Below are 16,329 nucleotides of genomic sequence, written 5' to 3' on the forward strand. Positions count from 1 at the left end.
GAGCAGGTTCAAGACATGCCGCCGAGAAGCCATGCCAGGCACCATGTACCAGCCCGCCCAAGATCCCTACCAACTGACACATGTATCGGGACTTCATCACTGACAGATGTCATGGGACTGAATAGTTCGCGAGAAACGAAAACTGTCCAAGATCTCGCGAAAGGCTCGCAGTGAGTGCGGTCAGGCGCCCTGGTAGTAGCGGGCGGCGCCGGGGTGCAGGGGGATGGGGTCGGTGGTGGCGGCCGACTCACGGTCGAAGTTGCGGGCTTCGGGGTGGGCGACGGCCAGGTCGGCCTGATACGTGAAGAGCAGACGGGTCAGGTCGTACGCCAGGTCGTCGGGCATTTCCGCGCTGACCAGGATCACGTTGGGGACTGTCACGGTGGGGGTGCCCGAGGGGGTGTCGTAGGCGTCGCGGGGCAGCTCGGCGGTGGTGTAGACCGAGCCGTGCGTGGCGCTCAGCGGCTCGATCAGGTCGGCGACCGGCAGCAGCCGGAACCGGTCGGGTGCGTTGGTGAGCAGGTCGGCGATGCCCGGAGTGGGTAGCCCGCCGGAGAAGAACATCGCGTCGAGCGTGCCGCTGCGCATCCGGGCCACCGTCTCCGGAAGCGAGACCCGGGCTCGGCGTACGTCCCGCTCCGGGTCCAGTCCGGCGGCGGTGAGCAGCCGACCGGCGATGACATCGGTGCCGGACTTCGGTGAGCCGGTGGAGACCCGTCTACCGCGCAGTCCCGCGAGGTCCGCGATCTGCGCGTCGGCGCGGACGATCACGTGGGTGTAGTTGCTGTAGACCCGGGCCAGCGCCCGAACCGGCTGCGGGCGACCGTCGAAGGCGCCACGGCCGGCGGTGGCGTCAGCCGCCGTGTCGGCGAGGCTGAAAGCGATCTCCATGTCGCCGTCGACCAGCCGGGTGATGTTCTCGACGGAGGCCCCGGTCGGTTCCGCCCGAGCCTCGTAGCCGGGCAGGTGGCGGCTGATCACATCGGCGTAGCCGCCGCCGAGCTGGTAGTAGACCCCGGTGGTGTTGCCGGTGGCGAGGAAGATGCGCCCGTCGTGCCACGGCCGAGCCTCCGGGGTGCGCTCGGCACTGCAGGCGCTGACCAGCGCGACCGCCAGCAGCGCCGCCACCAATCGCCGCCCCCGACTCATGCCGGCACTCCGCCGGGGTGGTCCGCCCAGTTGCGGGCCGCCGGTTCGAGCGCCTCGGCGACCCGCTGGACCAGCGTCGCCGTCTCGTAACCGATCTGACCCAGGTCGCAGCCGGCGGCGGCCAGTACGCCGAGCAGAGCGCGGTCACCGACCGCCATCACCAGCAGCACGCCGCCGTCCATGTCCACGATCTGCTGTCGGACCCGACCGGCGGACATCAGCCGGGCAGCGCCGACGGTCAGGCTGGCCAGGCCGCTGATCACGGCGGCGAGCTGGTCCGCCTGGTCGGTCGAGAGGTGCGGCGAGGCCGCCAGCCGCAGCCCGTCCCCGGAGACGGCGAGGGCGTGCGACACGTCCGGTACCTGCTCGGCGAAGTTCGCCAGGAGCCAGTCGAGGCCGGGGCTGCCGTTGGGCGTCATCTAGGGTCTCCCGTTCGTCTGCTGGTTACGTCGCATCGCGTGGGCCACCCCGGCGGAGAGGGCGGACAGCCGGGCCCGTACCACCTCGGGGTCGAGCAGGTCCGGCGCGACCTGCGGCGGCGGCACGTCGTGCAGTTCGGACTGAAGTCCGCCGCCGCGTACCCGCCGGGGCAGGCCGGCCGCGGTGGCTTCCTCGGGGCGGGCGGTGCCGGGTCGCCAGGTCGACGCACCGTTGGCCGACGCGGGCGGCCCGTTCGGCGCGACGCCGACGGGCTGTGTGGGCGGTCGGTAGTGCGGTTGACCGGGCTGTTCGGGTGACCAGGCCGCTGCGCCGTTGCCCACCACCGGCAGCGTCATCGTGGGGGCGCGGTGCACGTCGTACCGGTCTGCTGCGGCACCGACCACCGCCGGAGCGCCCCGGTGCCGGAACCAGGCGCCGGCGGCCGGGGGCGCCGGCCGGCCGACGGCGTTCGGACGGCCGGTGAGCTGCTCCATCCGGGTCAGCAGCGACTCCGGCACGTCCACCTGGGCGACCGTTCCGGCACCGGCGCTGTGCAGCCGCACCTGGATGCCGTGCCGGGCGGCCAGGTGGGCCACCACGTGCAGGCCCATGCTGCCGGCCGCGGCGCTGGACAACGCGGCCGGGGCGCGCAGCCGCTCGTTGATTTCGGCCAGCCGGTTCTCGCCGATGCCGATGCCCTGGTCGTGTACGCGCAGCGTCAGCCCGTCGACGGTACGTCGACCGTCCACATGCACGGGAGTGTGCGGCGGCGAGTACGAGGTGGCGTTCTCCAACAGCTCGGCCAGCAGGTGCACCAGGTTGCCGACCGCCGAACCGTGCACACCGGCGGTGGGCACGTCGATCTCGACCCGGGCGTACTCCTCGATCTCGGAGGCGGCGCCGCGGACGACGTCGGCCACCAGATGCGGGCCGTCCTGCGAGCGCCCGGGCTCGCCGCCGGCCAGGACCAGCAGGTTCTCTCCGTTGCGCCGCATCCGGGCGGCGAGATGGTCGAGGGCGAAGAGCCGGGCCAACGCGTCCGGATCCGTCTCCTCCTGCTCGAACTCGTCGAGCAGCCGCAGCTGCCGGGTGATCAGCGTACGGATCCGGCGGGCCAGCGCCTCGACCATCCGGGTCACGTCCATCCGCAGTTCAGCCTGCGCACCGGCGAGCCGCAGCGCGGCCCGGTTGACGGTGTCGAACGCCTCGGCCACCTGGGCGATCTCGTCACGTCCACGGCTGATTCCCGCGGTGAGCTGCGAGGCGGTGCCCTCCGTCGGGCCGCTGCCGCCGGCCGCGATGGCGGTGATCCGCTCGGGCAGCTCCCGATGTGCCATGGTCAGCGCCGCCACCCGCAGCCGGCGCAGCCGGCGGCTGGTGCGTACCGCCAGCAGCGCGGCGCTGGCCAGCGAGACCAGCGCCAGGCCGGCGCTGGATCCGCCGGTGACCAACGCCCGTTGTCGGGCGTCCGTGGCCAACTCGGCGGCGCGCTGGTCCAGCTCGTCGGAGAGTTCCCGGCCGAGCAGGTTGAACCGGCGGATGGCACCGCTCTGGGCGACATACCAGGCGTCCCCGTCGGCGGGCAGCGCGGCCGGCTCGGCGTCGGCGTTCAGTGCGCTGTCGCGCATCCGCCGGGCGGTGGAGACGTCGCCGCCGGCGATCAGACGGGTGTACGCGTCGGTGGCGCGTTCCCCGGCGATCCGGGAGAACTCGGCCTGCCGCTGCTCCTGCGCGCCGCGCAGCCGGCCCAGCCGGGCGAGTTCGCCCTCGACCAGCTCACCTCGCACGAAGATCGCCCGTAGCAGGTCACGTTCCAGCGACGCCAGGTGTTCCTGGGCCGCGACGGCGGCCACCTCACGGGCGCGGTTGGCCAGCTCGGGGTCGCGTAGCTGGGCGGGCAGCGCGTCGGCGACGGCGAGCAGCGACTCGACCAGCGCCACGTAGAGCCCGTCGGCGTTGTCGGTGGTGAGCGCGGCGATCCGGGCCTCGTCGAGCTGGTCGAGGTGTTCGGTCACCCCGTCGAGGTCGTGGCCGAGGTCCGGCGCGGTGCGGCGGGCGTCGGAGCTGGCGGTCCGGTAGCGCTCGCTGGCCTCGTCGACCCGGCGCCGCTGGGCGTCGACCAACTGACGGCCGGAGGTACCGCCGCGCTGGCGGAGCGCCGCCGTCTCGCCGAGTTCCCGTTCCAGCTCGTGTACCAGCGAGACGGTGGCGGTGGCGGTACCGGCCAGCACCCGGGCCCGCTCCGCGTCGGTGGAGGCGGCCAGGGCGTCACCGGTCTGGATGGCCCCCAGCACGAGCAGGCCGGCGGTGGCGATCAGGATCGGTGCGAGCAGTTGGGTACGCACCGACCGGAGTCGGCCGGTGTGGCCGGACGGACGGTTGTGCCGGCGTACGCGGGCCAGCGAGGACAGCGGCACGGGGGTCTCCCGAGGTCGGGGCGGCCGGGCCGGGGTTTCAGGCGCCCGGCCCGGCCGCCGTCGGTCAGCTCGCGCCGAGGTCCTGCAACGCCTTGGCCGCGCCCCGGTGCAGACCGACCGGGTCGGTCTTGCGGGCGGTGTCCAGGGCGATGCCCTTGGCAGCGGGATTGGCCTGGGCCAGCGCGTCCTTCTTCTCGAACACGGTCCGAGTGATGGCGCAGGCCACGTTGGCGTCGAGGTCCTTGCGGACGAGCAGCACGTTCGGGACCACGATGGTCGGGGTGTCCGCCACTGTGGAGTACACGTCCTTGCCGATCGTGCCGGCCTGGTACGCGGGGTTCAGTTCGCTCATCTTAGGCAGCAACGGCGTGACGTCGATGAATTTGACCTTGTCACCGGCGGTGGTGAACAGGTCGGTGAGGCCGCCGGTGGGCAGTCCGCCGGACCAGAAGAACCCGTCGACGGTGCCGTCCTTGACGCCCTCCACGGTCTTGGTGAGGTCGAGCCGCTGCGCCTGGACGTCCGTGGCCGGGTTCAGGCCGGCGGCCTCCAGCAGCCGGTTCGCGATGACCTCGGTGCCGGACTTGGGGGAGCCCGTCGAGATCTTCTTGCCGCGCATGTCGGCCACCGAGTTGATCCCCGAGTCGGCCCGGACCACCACCTGGGTGTAGTTGTCGTAGATCCGGGCCAGCGCCTCGACCGGCTGCGGTGCGCTGAAGCTGTCCTTGCCCTCCACCGCGTTGACGGCCGTGTCGAACAGCGAGAAGGCCACGTCGTACTGGCCACCGACGAGCTGTTCGATGTTCTGGACCGATGCTCCGGTCTCGGCTGCGGTGCCGGTCAACCGGCCGCCGGTGCTGTCAGCGAGCTGCCCGGCCAGGGCGTTGCCGACCACGTAGTAGACGCCCGTGGCGTTACCGGTGGCGATGCCCACCCGGGTGTTCTCGGCCACCTCACAGGTGACGGCGCTCGCGGTGTCGTCCGTGGCCGCGGCGTCCTGGCGGCCTCCGCAACCGGCGGCGCCGGCGGCGACGAGGGTGAGGACTCCCACCCCGGCGACGAGCCGCGCGTTGATCCGTCCCACAGTGTCTCCTTCCTGGGTCATGCCGGTGATCCGGCTCGCGTTCCGCCGGAGGGGCCGGCGGATCCGCGTCGTATGAACACGCCCACCGCCATGACGCCGGCCAGCACGGCACCGATCGCGACGGGCACGGGTTGCAGCCAGAGCAGCGTCAGTCCGGCGGCCCCGCCGATGACGCGTTCCGGCGCGCCCGCCGCGCCGACGCCGGGCAGCCAGCCGCCGGCCGCGACGGCCAGCACCGCGACACCGAGGGCCGTGACGACGGCCGCGATGAGGATGCGCCGGGGGCCGCCGATGCCGAGCAGGCCGAGCCCGGTCGGGGTGATCACGAATGCCAGCGGAATCAGGTACGCCGGCAGCGCGTACCGCAGGGTGTGCCACATGGTCGGCACCAGGCGTCCACCGGTGACCGCGGCGGCGGCGACGGCGGCGAGTGCGGTCGGCGGCGACACCTCGGACAGCACCGCGAAGTAGAAGACGAACATGGCGGCGGCGGGAGCGCTGACCCCGAGTTCCAGCAGCGCCGGCCCGATGATCACCCAGCCGATCACGAACGACGCGGTCACCGGGACGGCCAGGCCGAGCAGGCTGAGCGCGACGGCGGCGAGCAGCGCGGTCAGCGCGAGCACCACGGCCGGTTCGGAGCTGACCGCGCTCGCGGCACCGACCAGGAGCGCGGCGGCCTGCGGACCGAGCCCGGTCTTGGTGGTGGTGGCGGTGATGACGCCGGCCGCCGCGCAGACGACGGTGACGGCGAGGACTCCGCGTACGCCGTTGGAGAGCGCCGCGACCAGTCGGGCCGGGGTGAGCCGGTGACTGCGGTCCAGGAAGGACAGGACGATCGCGAGGACGGTGGCCAGCACCACGGCACGGGTCGCCGACAGCCCGACGGCGAGCAGCCCGACGATGGCGAACAGGGAGGCGAAGTGATACCCGGACCGGGCCAGCAGCCGCCAGGCGGAACCGGCTGCGAGGGCTGCCGGCCGCACCCCGGAGCGGCGCGCGTCGATCTCCACCGAGAGCACGATGCCGAGGTAGTAGAGGATGGTCGGCACCACCGCCCAGCCGAGTACCTGGAGGTAGGACACGCCGAGGTACTCGGCGATGATGAAGGCTGCCGCGCCGAGCGTCGGCGGGGACAGGATGGCACCGACGCCGGCTGCGGCGAGCATCCCGCCGGCCCGTTCCGCCGGGTACCCGGCACGGCGCAGGATCGGCCAGGTGACCGCGCCGATGCTGACGGTGGTTGCCGCGCCGGAGCCGGAGACGGTGCCGAGCAGGAACCCGGAGGCCACCGCCGTACGACCGGCGGCGGTGCGCGAGCGCCGGAACGCCGCGGCGGACAGGTTCACGAAGAACCGGCCGGCGCCGGAGAGATCGAGTACCGCCCCGTAGATGGTGAACAGCACGATGTACGTGGCGGCCACGTCCAGCGGGGTGCCGTAGAAGCCGCTGTCGGAGTTGTAGAAGGCGTCGACCAGTTGCCCGAAGTCCAGCCCGGCGTGCGCCACCGCCCAGGTCTGTGGCAGCAGCCCCCCGTAGTAGCCGTAGCCGAGGAAGACCAGACAGACGGCGGGCAGGATCCAGCCGGTGGTGCGTCGGCAGCCCTCCAGCAGCAGGAGCAGCAGGACGGTGCCCATCGCCACGTCCATCCCGACCAGCAGCCCCTGCCGGTCGAGGAAGGCGTCGTAGCCGCCGCCACCGCCGGCCAGGGCGATCGGCAGCACCGGGTACAGGCAGCCGGCCAGCGCCGCGGCGGCCAGCAACCAGTCGACCCGGCTGGGCCCGGACCCGCCGGACCCGGTCGACCTGGATCCGCCATACCCGGTCGCGTGGGGCGCCGACGAGGCTCGACCTGCGAACAGCTCCCGCAGGCGGCGAGGCAGCCGCAGGTCGGCCGGGTAGGCGAGGAAGACCAACGGGAGTACGCCGGCGAGGAAGAAGATCAGGTAGTACTTGCTGCCCTGGGCCATCGGCCGGAACACCTGCCAGAGCGCCAGCAGGCTGATCGCCAGGGTGGCCGCGGTCAGTGCGAGAGCGATTGGTCCGGTCAGCACCCGACCCGGCTTCTCGTCCTCGAACCGCCCGGCGATGTCGGTCGGATCGATCTGGACCGGATCGGGCCCGACGGCGGGTGCTTCCGCCTCCGCGACTCGGCTGTGTCCGCCGCGACGCTCAGGTCCGGAATCTTCGGTGAATCGGATAGCCGACACGAGGGGGGACGATACGCGAATTGACTCCACGTTGGGGGACATAGTCGCACATCGCTTCGCTGAGTGACTTTACATTCTTTCAAGTCATGCATCGCGACAATAATTAAGAATAGCGTTCATGATTGGCCCGGACGTGCCGATGGAGGTAGGGCTGGTCGCCGGAGAGGGCAACGACAGCTGTCCGTTTTATCGGGTTAGCGGGCATCTTGGGGGCGGATTGGTCGACAAGAAAATCTAGTCGAATGATTACTCTCCGTGTATGAGATTACGGTAGGTGTCGCTCCGAACCGGCTGGGTTGTCGCCTGGTCGACGTCCTTCGGAAGATCGACGTGGCTGCTCCCGGAGCGCATCGCCGGCCGGTGGGCCGATCCCGGCGGGCGAGGCACGACCATTCCCGCAGTGATCGCATTCGTCTGGGCCCGTGGATGGGAAGCGGCGTCGGCGCATTTCCCGGGTCTGCGCGGAACCGGAACCGCGCCGACCGTCTCACACCCCGGCCCGAGGGCTTCGGGGTCAACCGAGCGAGCGGCTGCCCGGTGGGGTTACTTCACGTCGGTCGCTGGGCATGTCTCCTCAACGATCACCGCGAGCGGAGCCGAGGGGAGAGGCGATGGCCTCCGAGGAGTCTTCCCGTCCAGACCGGCGTGACCCGGGGCCCGACCCCGCCCCCGAGGGGCGGGACGAGTCGGGTGGCGACCGCGCCCGCGCGGAGCGGCCGGACGACCGCGACCGCGAGGGGCGGGACGAGTCGGGTGCCGACCGCGACCAGGTGCCGGTAGGGCATGAGGCAGGTGACCCGCCGGCACATCCGGGCCGGTTGTCGCGGGGCGAGTGGATGGCGGCGGTGCGCCGGACGGTGCGCGAGTTCGGCGACGACAGCCTGACCGACTGGGCCGCGGCACTCACCTACTACGGCGTGCTCTCCATCTTCCCGGGCCTGCTGGTGCTGGTGTCGCTGCTGGGCCTGCTGGGCCCGGCGGCCACCCGGACGGTACGCGACACCGTCGCGGAGTCGGTGCCCGAGGAGAACATCCGCCTGATCCTCGACGCCGCGATCGAGCAGGCCCAGCAGAACGGCGGGTTGGCCGGTATCGCCGCGATCATCGGTCTGCTCGCCGCCTTCTGGTCCGCCTCCGGTTACGTCGCCGCCTTCATGCGCGCCTCCAACGCCATCTACGACGTGCCGGAGGGACGCCCGATCTGGAAGACCCTGCCGATCCGGGTGGGGGTGACCGCGCTGGTCGGTGTGCTGCTGTTGGCCAGTGCGGTGATCGTGGTCTTCACCGGACGCTTCGCCGAGGAGGTCGGCGCGGCGCTGGGGGTGGGGAGCACGGCCGTGGCGGTGTGGGACATCGCCAAGTGGCCGGTGCTGCTGCTCCTGGTCAGCCTGATGTTCGCCATCCTCTACTGGGCGTCGCCGAACGCGCGCCAGGGCGGCTTCCGCTGGGTGAGCCCCGGTGGGGTGCTGGCGGTGCTGATCTGGCTGCTGGTCTCCGGCCTGTTCGCCTTCTACGTGGGCAACTTCGGTTCGTACAACAAGACCTACGGGGCGCTGGCCGGGGTGATCATCTTCCTGGTCTGGCTCTGGTTGAGCAACATCGCGATCCTGTTCGGTGCGGAACTCGATGCCGAGCTGGCGCGGGCGCGGGCGATCAGCGGCGGCCTCCGGCCGGTCGATCGGGAGCCCTACGTCGAGTTGCGCGACGATCGCAAGCTGCGCTCGAAGGGTGGTGGCGAGCGTGCCGGCTGAGGCCGTTGCCCCGCCCCGGAAGCGCCGGGGCGCGGCAACGATGCCACGGCGTCCTGCGATTGATTGTCAGCCGCAGTCCGAGACGAGACACCGGGCCCGGAGCGTGCTTTCCGGGTAGTCCCTGACCCGGTGTCAGCCGGGACGACAGGTGCTGCCAATGGTGTGGTAATAGATGTAGCCGCTCGGCCCCGGAACCCCCGTCGGTGTCTCGAAAAATCGTAGTGGTGGCTGAATCGGAAGCGGCGCCCTGCCCGGCCGGGAGCACCATCTCCTTTGTGCTTGAAGGCCAGTTCCCGGAGATTTTCGACCACCTGCCGAGCCGGTCCTTCACCTCGCGGCAAAGACCCCGGCGGCGCGGTTGCCGAGCGGCGTAACGATCTCGCTCGTCGAGGATCGCCCCAGCTCAGAGTGCTCACTGGAAGCTGTGCTGCGGTCGGCTGCCGGCGTGCTGCCCGCAGTGGTCGACGACGTCGCCTCGGCTCGGGCGGCTGGCGCGACCAGCGGCGTGGCCTATAACGCTACGGCTGTCGCCCGATGGCCATTCCTCATGGATTTTCCTGCGTGGTGTCCGGACCGGAGGAGGGCACGCATCATCAACGAGCGCGCCATCCGTATTTCCTCCGTGTCTTGCCAGGGAGCTACCTTCGGTGTCAATCGGTGTGACGCGACGACATCGACCAGCGCTCTTACTGATGCTGCCGGAAGGTCGGACGGATCTACGGAATGTCGTCGCCCGGACGGATGTCATTCGGCGCTGTCGTCAGGCATCGGATAGCTCGATGGGGATCGATGGAATGGCTGCGGCGGGGGGTGTCGGCCCGCGGCTCGGGCATGGTGTCGACCCGCGGGTAGCTTTTGCTGGATCCTGCAAAAGTTGGGCACAGATTGGTTCTAAGGTCTGGACAGGGCGCACTGAAGCCTCCTACTGTGTCGGGCACCACACGTCGGCATTTCGTCGATGTGAAACACCCCGGTGGGAGAGGTGAGCCCGTGCCCAACGCCGACCCCCTGCACGTCCGGTTGTTGCGGTTGTTACGCGACGAGGGAGCGCTGTCGCGGGCCGAACTCGCCGACCGCCTGGAGATGCCCCGGCCCCGGTTGCTCGCCGAACTGGAGCGGCTGGTCGCCCTCGGCTATGTGGCGGAGGCGGGCAAGGCGGCCTCCCGGGGCGGGCGTCGGTCGACGCTTGTCGAACTGAGCCCCGAGCTGCGCTTCGCCGCCGTCGACCTGGGCGCCAGCTCGATCGACGTCGAGGTCGTCAACGGCCGGCTGGAGCCGGTGGCGGCGTACGCGGAGGCGGCCGACATCCGGTCCGGCCCGAAGGCGATCCTCCAGCGCGTCAACGAGCTGCTGCACAAGGCCCGGGTCGACGGAGTCTACGAGCGACTCGACGCGGTCGGCATCGGGGTGCCCGGCCCGGTCAGCTTCCGCGACGGAGTGCCGGTCTCGCCGCCGATCATGCCCGGCTGGGACCGCTTCCCCGTCCGTGAACTGCTCACCCGCGAGCACGGCTGCCCGGCGGTGGTCGACAACGACGTGAACATCATGGCCATCGGCGAGCGGCACGGCGGCGTGGCCCACTCGGTCGACGACTTTCTCTTCGTCAAGATCGGCACCGGCATCGGCTGCGGGATCTACCTCAGCGGCGACGTCTACCGGGGTACCGACGGATGCGCCGGCGACATCGGCCACATCCAGGTCGACCCGCAGGGGTCGATCTGTTCCTGCGGCAACGCCGGCTGCCTGGAGGCACTCTTCAGCGGGGCGGCCCTCGCCAAGGACGCCACCGCCGCCGCCCGGGCCGGCACCTCACCCGCCCTGGCCGAACGACTGGAGGCCAACGGCTCGGTCACCGCTCTCGACGTCGCCGCCGGGGCGCTCGAAGGGGACGTGACCTGCATCCAGCTCATCCGGGAGGGAGGACGGCGGGTCGGCGGCGTGCTCGCCGGGCTGGTCAGCTTCACCAACCCCTCGATGATCGTGATCGGCGGCGGACTCGCCCAACTCGGGCACATCCTGCTCGCCGAGATCCGCAGTGTCGTGTACCGCCGCTCGCTGCCGCTGGCCACCGGGAACCTGCCGGTGGTGCTCTCCGAGCTCGGCCCGCGCGCCGGCGTGGCCGGCGCCGCGGTGCTCGCCAGCGACCTGGCGTTCGGGGAGGCGGCATGACCGGGCACGACATCGCGAGCGGGACCGGCGTGCCGCCGGCCCCGGCGACCACCGACGCGGGCGAGGTGGTGCTGCGCCTGACCGACGTGGTCAAGACCTTCCCGGGCGTACGCGCCCTGGACGGCGTGCAACTGGAGGTCCGCGCGGGCGAGGTGCACTGCCTGCTCGGGCAGAACGGTGCGGGCAAGTCCACCTTGATCAAGGTGCTCGCCGGGGTGCACCGGCCGGACTCGGGGCACATCGAGTGGCGCGGCGACCGGGTCGCCTTCGCCAACCCGCAGGCCGCGATGCGCGCCGGGATCGCCACCATCTACCAGGAACTCGACCTGGTCGACGACCTGTCGGTGGCGGAGAACGCCTTCCTGGGGCACGAGCCCCGTCGGCTCGGGTTCATCCGTCGGGGCCACATGGCCAGCCGGACCCGCCAGATCCTCGGCCGGCTCGGTCACGCCGAGATCTCACCGGGCCGGATGGTGCGGGCACTGCCGGCGGCCGGCAAGCAGGTGGTCAGCATGGCCCGGGCGCTGTCCCACGAGGCCCGGCTGATCATCATGGACGAGCCGAGTGCCGTGCTCGCCCACGACGAGGTGGAGAACCTCTTCCGGATCATCCGCGAACTCACCGCGCAGGGCATCGCGGTCATCTACATCTCGCACCGGTTGGAGGAGATCCGCGAGATCGGTGACCGGGTGACCGTACTCAAGGACGGCCGGACCACGGCGGCGAACCTGCCGGCCCGCGAGACCCCGACCAGCGACCTGGTTTCCCGGATGACCGGCCGGACCATCGAGTACGTCTTCCCGGACCGCGTCGCCGACACCGTGATCGGCGACGAGCTGCTCCAGGTCGACGGGCTGACCCGCAACGGCGAGTTCGCCGACGTGTCGCTGTCCGTCCGGGCCGGAGAGATCGTCGGCATCGCGGGCCTGGTCGGCTCCGGCCGCTCCGAACTGCTGGAGACGATCTACGGTGCCCGGGCGGCCGGAGCCGGTTCGGTGCGGATGGCCGGCCGGGCACTGCGGCCGGGCAGCGTCGGCGCGGCGGTGAAGGCCGGCATGGGCATGGCCCCCGAGGAGCGCAAGAGCCAGGCGTTGCTGCTCGGCGAGCCGATCTACCGCAACGTCACCCTCGCCACCTTCGACCGCTATGCCCGCTTCGGCTTCACCGACGTGGGCCGGGAACGGGCGGAGGCCGACCGGATCGCCGAGAGCCTGGAGATGCGCCCGCGTGACGTCCGCCGGGCGGTACGCACGCTCTCCGGCGGCAACCAGCAGAAGGTGGTGGTCGGTCGCTGGTTGCTCGGCGACACGAAGTTGCTGCTGCTCGACGAGCCCACCCGAGGCGTGGACGTCGGCGCCCGGGCCGAGCTGTACCAGGTGATTCGGCAGCTCGCGGCTCAGGGGGTCGGGGTGCTGCTGGTCTCCAGCGAGGTGCCCGAGGTGCTCGGCCTGGCCGACCGGGTGCTGGTGATGCGCGAAGGGCGGGTTGTCCGGACCGCCCCCGCCGACGAACTCGACGAACCCACCGTGCTCGACCTCGTGATGGCGGGGTCCCTGATGGAAGGCGCAGCGGCATGACCGATAGTCCGCCCACGACTGAGCTGCCGGCGCAGTCACCCCCGGTGGACCCGGCCGAGACCGAACAGGTCGGGGAGCGTGCCGCGGCCGCGCCGGCCGGCGCGGGTCGGCTCTCCTGGTGGCACGGCGACGGGGGTGAGGGCGCCAAGCGGAATCTCGCCCTGATCGGGGTGCTGCTGGCACTCTTCGTGATCGGTGCTGCCACCCGCTGGGACCTGTACTCCAACCCGGACTGGGTCTGGGCGAACATGCTCAGCATCCTGAAGCTCGCCTCGGTGGTTGGCGTGGTCACCGTCGGGATGACCTTCGTGATCATCGGTGGTGGCATCGACCTCTCGGTCGGCGCGATCGTTGCGCTGGCCGGGGTCTGGTGCACCACGGTGGCGACCCAGAGCTTCGGCGCCGGCGGAATGATCTTCACCGCGATCGTCGTCGGGATGGCGGTCGGCCTGGTCAACGGGACGCTCATCGCGTACGGGCGGCTGGTGCCGTTCATCGCGACCTTGGCCATGTTGGTCGCCGCCCGGGGACTGGCCGCCGAGATCTCCCAGAAGCAGACCCAGATCTCGGAGAACAACACCATCAACGGCATCGCCAGCACTGATCTACTCGGCATTCCGTTGCTGGTCTACATCCTGGCCGCCGTGGTGGCCGCGGGCTGGGTGCTGCTGAACCGCACCACCTTCGGGCGGCGCACGGTCGCCGTCGGCGGTAACCCGGAGGCCGCCCGACTGGCCGGCATCAACGTCCGGCTGCACACCCTGCTGCTGTACGTGCTGTCCGGCCTGTGCTGCGGCATCGCCGCCATCATGCTCACCGCGCAGGCCACCTCGGCCCAGGCGGCGATGGCGAACCTCTACGAGCTGGACGCGATCGCCGCCGTGATCATCGGAGGCACGCTGCTCAGCGGCGGGCGGGGCACCATCGTCGGCTCCCTGCTCGGTGTGATCATCTTCGCCACCATCACCAACCTCTTCGCCATCAACGGCCTCTCCACCGAGGCGCAGAACATGGTCAAGGGCGGCATCATCGTCGCCGCCGTCCTGATCCAGCAGATCCAGTTCGGCAGTCTTTCCCAGTTCTTCCGTCGTAACCGGCTCACCACGAGCTGAGCACCACTGCATCCGGGCCACCCGAACAAACGACGGTGGCCAGGCTTCGTACACCCAAAATCCCCACCACTGAATAATCAGGAGGTCGTCATGACCCAGCACAGTCGCGACATGTCGCGGCGCCGGCTGCTCTTCGGCGGGGCGGCCGTCGGCGCCGGCGTACTGCTCGCCGGTTGCACCAGCAACGAGCAGTCGCCGACCGAGGCGCAGACCAAGGCGGCCGACGGCAACGCCAACGCCGAGCCCGGCAAGCAGGTGACCATCGGCTTCTCCGCGCCGGCCGCCGACCACGGCTGGATCGCCGCGATCACCAACAACGCCAAGTCGCAGGCCGCCGCGTACTCCGACGTGGAGTTCAAGACGGTCGAGGCGGGCGCGGACGCGGCGGCCCAACGAGCCGCGCTGTCCACGCTGATCTCGCAGAAGCCCGACGTGATCGTGCTGCTGCCGCACGACGGCAAGGAGCTCAACTCGTTCGGGCTGGAGGCGATGGCGGCCGGCATCCCGGTGGTCAACCTGGACCGGGCCTTCCCCGACGCCAAGGCGTACCGCCTGCAGATCAAGGGCGACAACTACGGCATGGGCGTCTCGGCGGCCACCTTCATCGTCGAGCAGCTCAAGGCCAAGGGCGTGAGCAACCCGGTGATCGCCGAGATCGCCGGCATGGACGAGCTGGAGCTGACCCAGGAGCGTACCCAGGGCTTCAACGACACCCTGGCCCAGCACGGCCTGAAGGTGAAAAATCGCCGGGCGGCGCGGTTCACCGCGGACTCCGGACAGCAGGAGGCGAGCCAGCTGCTCCAGGCCGAGCCGAAGATCGACGCGATCTGGAACCACGACGACGACCAGGGCATCGGTGTGCTGGCCGCGTTCAGCCAGGCCAACCGCAACGAGTTCTTCATGGTCGGTGGCGCCGGCTCGAAGAAGGCGATGGAGGACATTCTGGCCGACAACACGGTGCTCAAGGCCACGGTGACCTACAGCCCGTCGATGGCGTCCTCGGCGATCTCGCTGGCCCGCCTCATCGGCCAGGGCAGGGGCATGTCCGACCTGGTGGAACTTCAGGTTCCGAAGGAGATTGTCCTCGCCTCGGAAACGATCACCAAGGAGAACGCGAGCAACTACCTCAAGCTCGGGTTCTGACACAACGGGGGGAGACCCACCTTGTCCACGACAAACAACGAACTGCGGGTCGGCATGGTCGGCTACGCGTTCATGGGGGCCGCGCACTCGCAGGCGTGGCGCACCGTGAACCGGGTGTACGACCTGCCGGCGCGGGCCCGGATGGCACTCATCTGCGGCCGGGACGCCGGGAAGGTGGCCGACGCCGCCGACCGGCTCGGCTGGGACGAGCACACCACGGACTGGCGGGAACTGGTGAACCGCCCGGACATCGACGTGGTCGACATCTGCACACCGGGTGACAGCCACGCCGAGATCGCGTTGGCCGCGCTGGCCGCGGGCAAGCACGTGCTGTGCGAGAAGCCGTTGGCCAACACGGTCGCCGAGGCCCGGGAGATGGCCGCTGCGGCGGCCACCGCCCAGGCCGGCGGGGCGCGGTCGATGTGCGGCTTCAACTATCGGCGGGTGCCCGCGGTGGCGCTGATGCGTCAGCTCATCGCCGACGGGCGGCTCGGCGAGATCCGGCACGTCCGGGCCACCTACCTGCAGGACTGGATCGTGGACCCGCAGTTCCCCCTGGTCTGGCGGCTCCGCAAGGAGGTGTCGGGCTCCGGCGCGCTGGGTGACATCGGTGCGCACATCATCGACCTGACCCAGTACGTCACCGGACAGCGGATCAGCGGGGTCAGCGCGGTGACCGAGACCTTCGTCAAGGAGCGGCCGTTGTCGGCCGAGTCGAGCGGGTTGGCGGCGCAGGCCGACGGGGCCGGCGCCGCCACCGGCCCGGTCACCGTCGACGACGCGGCGATCTTCGTGGCCCGTCTGAACGGCGGGGCACTGGCCACGTACGAGGCGACGCGGTTCGCCACCGGGCGCAAGAACGCCCTCCGTGTGGAGATCAACGGTTCGCTGGGCAGCGTCGCCTTCGACCTGGAACGCCTCAACGAACTGGAGTTCCACGACGCCACCCGGCCCGCCGCCGAGCAGGGCTTCAACCGGATCCTGGTGACCGAGGCCGAGCACCCGTACCTGTCGGCCTGGTGGCCGCCGGGCCACATCATCGGGTACGAGCACTCCTTCACCCACCAGATGCGCGACTTCATCGAGGCGGTGGCGACCGGCGTCGACCCGTCGCCCTCGTTCGCCGAGGCGTTGCAGGTGCAACTGGTGCTGGACGCGGTGACCCGCTCGGCCGAGCTGGGCTCCTCCTGGGCCGCGGTGGAGCCGTCGATGGCGACGGCCGCCGCCTGAACCACCTCCGGAGCCGACCGGCGAGGGCCGGCCACGGTTGCGCCCCGTGGCCGGTACGGGTCGGGTC

Annotated in this window: 11 protein-coding genes; 6 read left to right on the forward strand and 5 right to left on the reverse strand. The window is 70.9% G+C overall.

The window, feature by feature from the left end; genetic code table 11:
- Positions 1 to 180: 180 nt before the first annotated feature.
- The 5 genes from KBX50_RS27740 to KBX50_RS27760 form a co-directional block, all read right to left on the reverse strand.
- Positions 181 to 1,149, reverse strand: a complete 969-nt coding sequence (locus KBX50_RS27740) for a TAXI family TRAP transporter solute-binding subunit (protein WP_210940732.1) — start codon at positions 1,147 to 1,149, stop codon at positions 181 to 183.
- Positions 1,146 to 1,568 (reverse strand): roadblock/LC7 domain-containing protein, encoded by a 423-nt coding sequence (locus KBX50_RS27745; protein ID WP_210940733.1) that lies wholly within the window; start codon positions 1,566 to 1,568, stop codon positions 1,146 to 1,148. Before KBX50_RS27745 ends, KBX50_RS27740 begins: the two co-directional genes overlap by 4 nt.
- A complete protein-coding gene (locus tag KBX50_RS27750) occupies positions 1,569 to 3,986 on the reverse strand; it encodes a nitrate- and nitrite sensing domain-containing protein (RefSeq protein ID WP_210940734.1) in 2,418 nt (805 codons plus the stop codon).
- A 64-nt stretch (positions 3,987 to 4,050) separates the two neighbouring features.
- Positions 4,051 to 5,070, reverse strand: coding sequence for a TAXI family TRAP transporter solute-binding subunit (locus KBX50_RS27755; RefSeq protein WP_210940735.1), 1,020 nt, complete (start codon positions 5,068 to 5,070; stop codon positions 4,051 to 4,053).
- A 17-nt stretch (positions 5,071 to 5,087) separates the two neighbouring features.
- Complete coding sequence (locus KBX50_RS27760) at positions 5,088 to 7,175, reverse strand: TRAP transporter fused permease subunit (RefSeq protein ID WP_307871095.1); 2,088 nt, start codon at positions 7,173 to 7,175, stop codon at positions 5,088 to 5,090.
- A gap of 716 nt (positions 7,176 to 7,891) precedes the next feature.
- On the opposite strand from KBX50_RS27760, the gene KBX50_RS27765 reads away from it, so the two are divergent.
- From KBX50_RS27765 to KBX50_RS27790, 6 genes are all read left to right on the forward strand, one after another.
- Complete coding sequence (locus KBX50_RS27765) at positions 7,892 to 9,031, forward strand: YihY/virulence factor BrkB family protein (protein WP_210940737.1); 1,140 nt, start codon at positions 7,892 to 7,894, stop codon at positions 9,029 to 9,031.
- Between the two features lie 990 nt (positions 9,032 to 10,021).
- The gene (locus KBX50_RS27770) at positions 10,022 to 11,200 is read left to right on the forward strand and encodes an ROK family transcriptional regulator (RefSeq protein WP_093401396.1); all 1,179 of its coding nucleotides are present in this window, start codon (positions 10,022 to 10,024) and stop codon (positions 11,198 to 11,200) included.
- Entirely contained in the window at positions 11,197 to 12,777 is a 1,581-nt protein-coding gene (locus KBX50_RS27775; RefSeq protein ID WP_247674561.1) for a sugar ABC transporter ATP-binding protein, read from the forward strand. The genes KBX50_RS27770 and KBX50_RS27775 overlap by 4 nt, the downstream gene beginning before the upstream one ends.
- A complete protein-coding gene (locus KBX50_RS27780; RefSeq protein ID WP_210940740.1) occupies positions 12,774 to 13,889 on the forward strand; it encodes an ABC transporter permease in 1,116 nt (371 codons plus the stop codon). Before KBX50_RS27775 ends, KBX50_RS27780 begins: the two co-directional genes overlap by 4 nt.
- A gap of 90 nt (positions 13,890 to 13,979) precedes the next feature.
- Complete coding sequence (locus tag KBX50_RS27785) at positions 13,980 to 15,032, forward strand: substrate-binding domain-containing protein (protein WP_210940741.1); 1,053 nt, start codon at positions 13,980 to 13,982, stop codon at positions 15,030 to 15,032.
- A gap of 54 nt (positions 15,033 to 15,086) precedes the next feature.
- The gene (locus KBX50_RS27790; RefSeq protein WP_374224744.1) at positions 15,087 to 16,262 is read left to right on the forward strand and encodes a Gfo/Idh/MocA family protein; all 1,176 of its coding nucleotides are present in this window, start codon (positions 15,087 to 15,089) and stop codon (positions 16,260 to 16,262) included.
- Positions 16,263 to 16,329 lie beyond the last annotated feature (67 nt).

Source organism: Micromonospora sp. C51 (assembly GCF_018070435.1).
In the GTDB taxonomy this organism is placed as follows: domain Bacteria; phylum Actinomycetota; class Actinomycetes; order Mycobacteriales; family Micromonosporaceae; genus Micromonospora; species Micromonospora sediminimaris.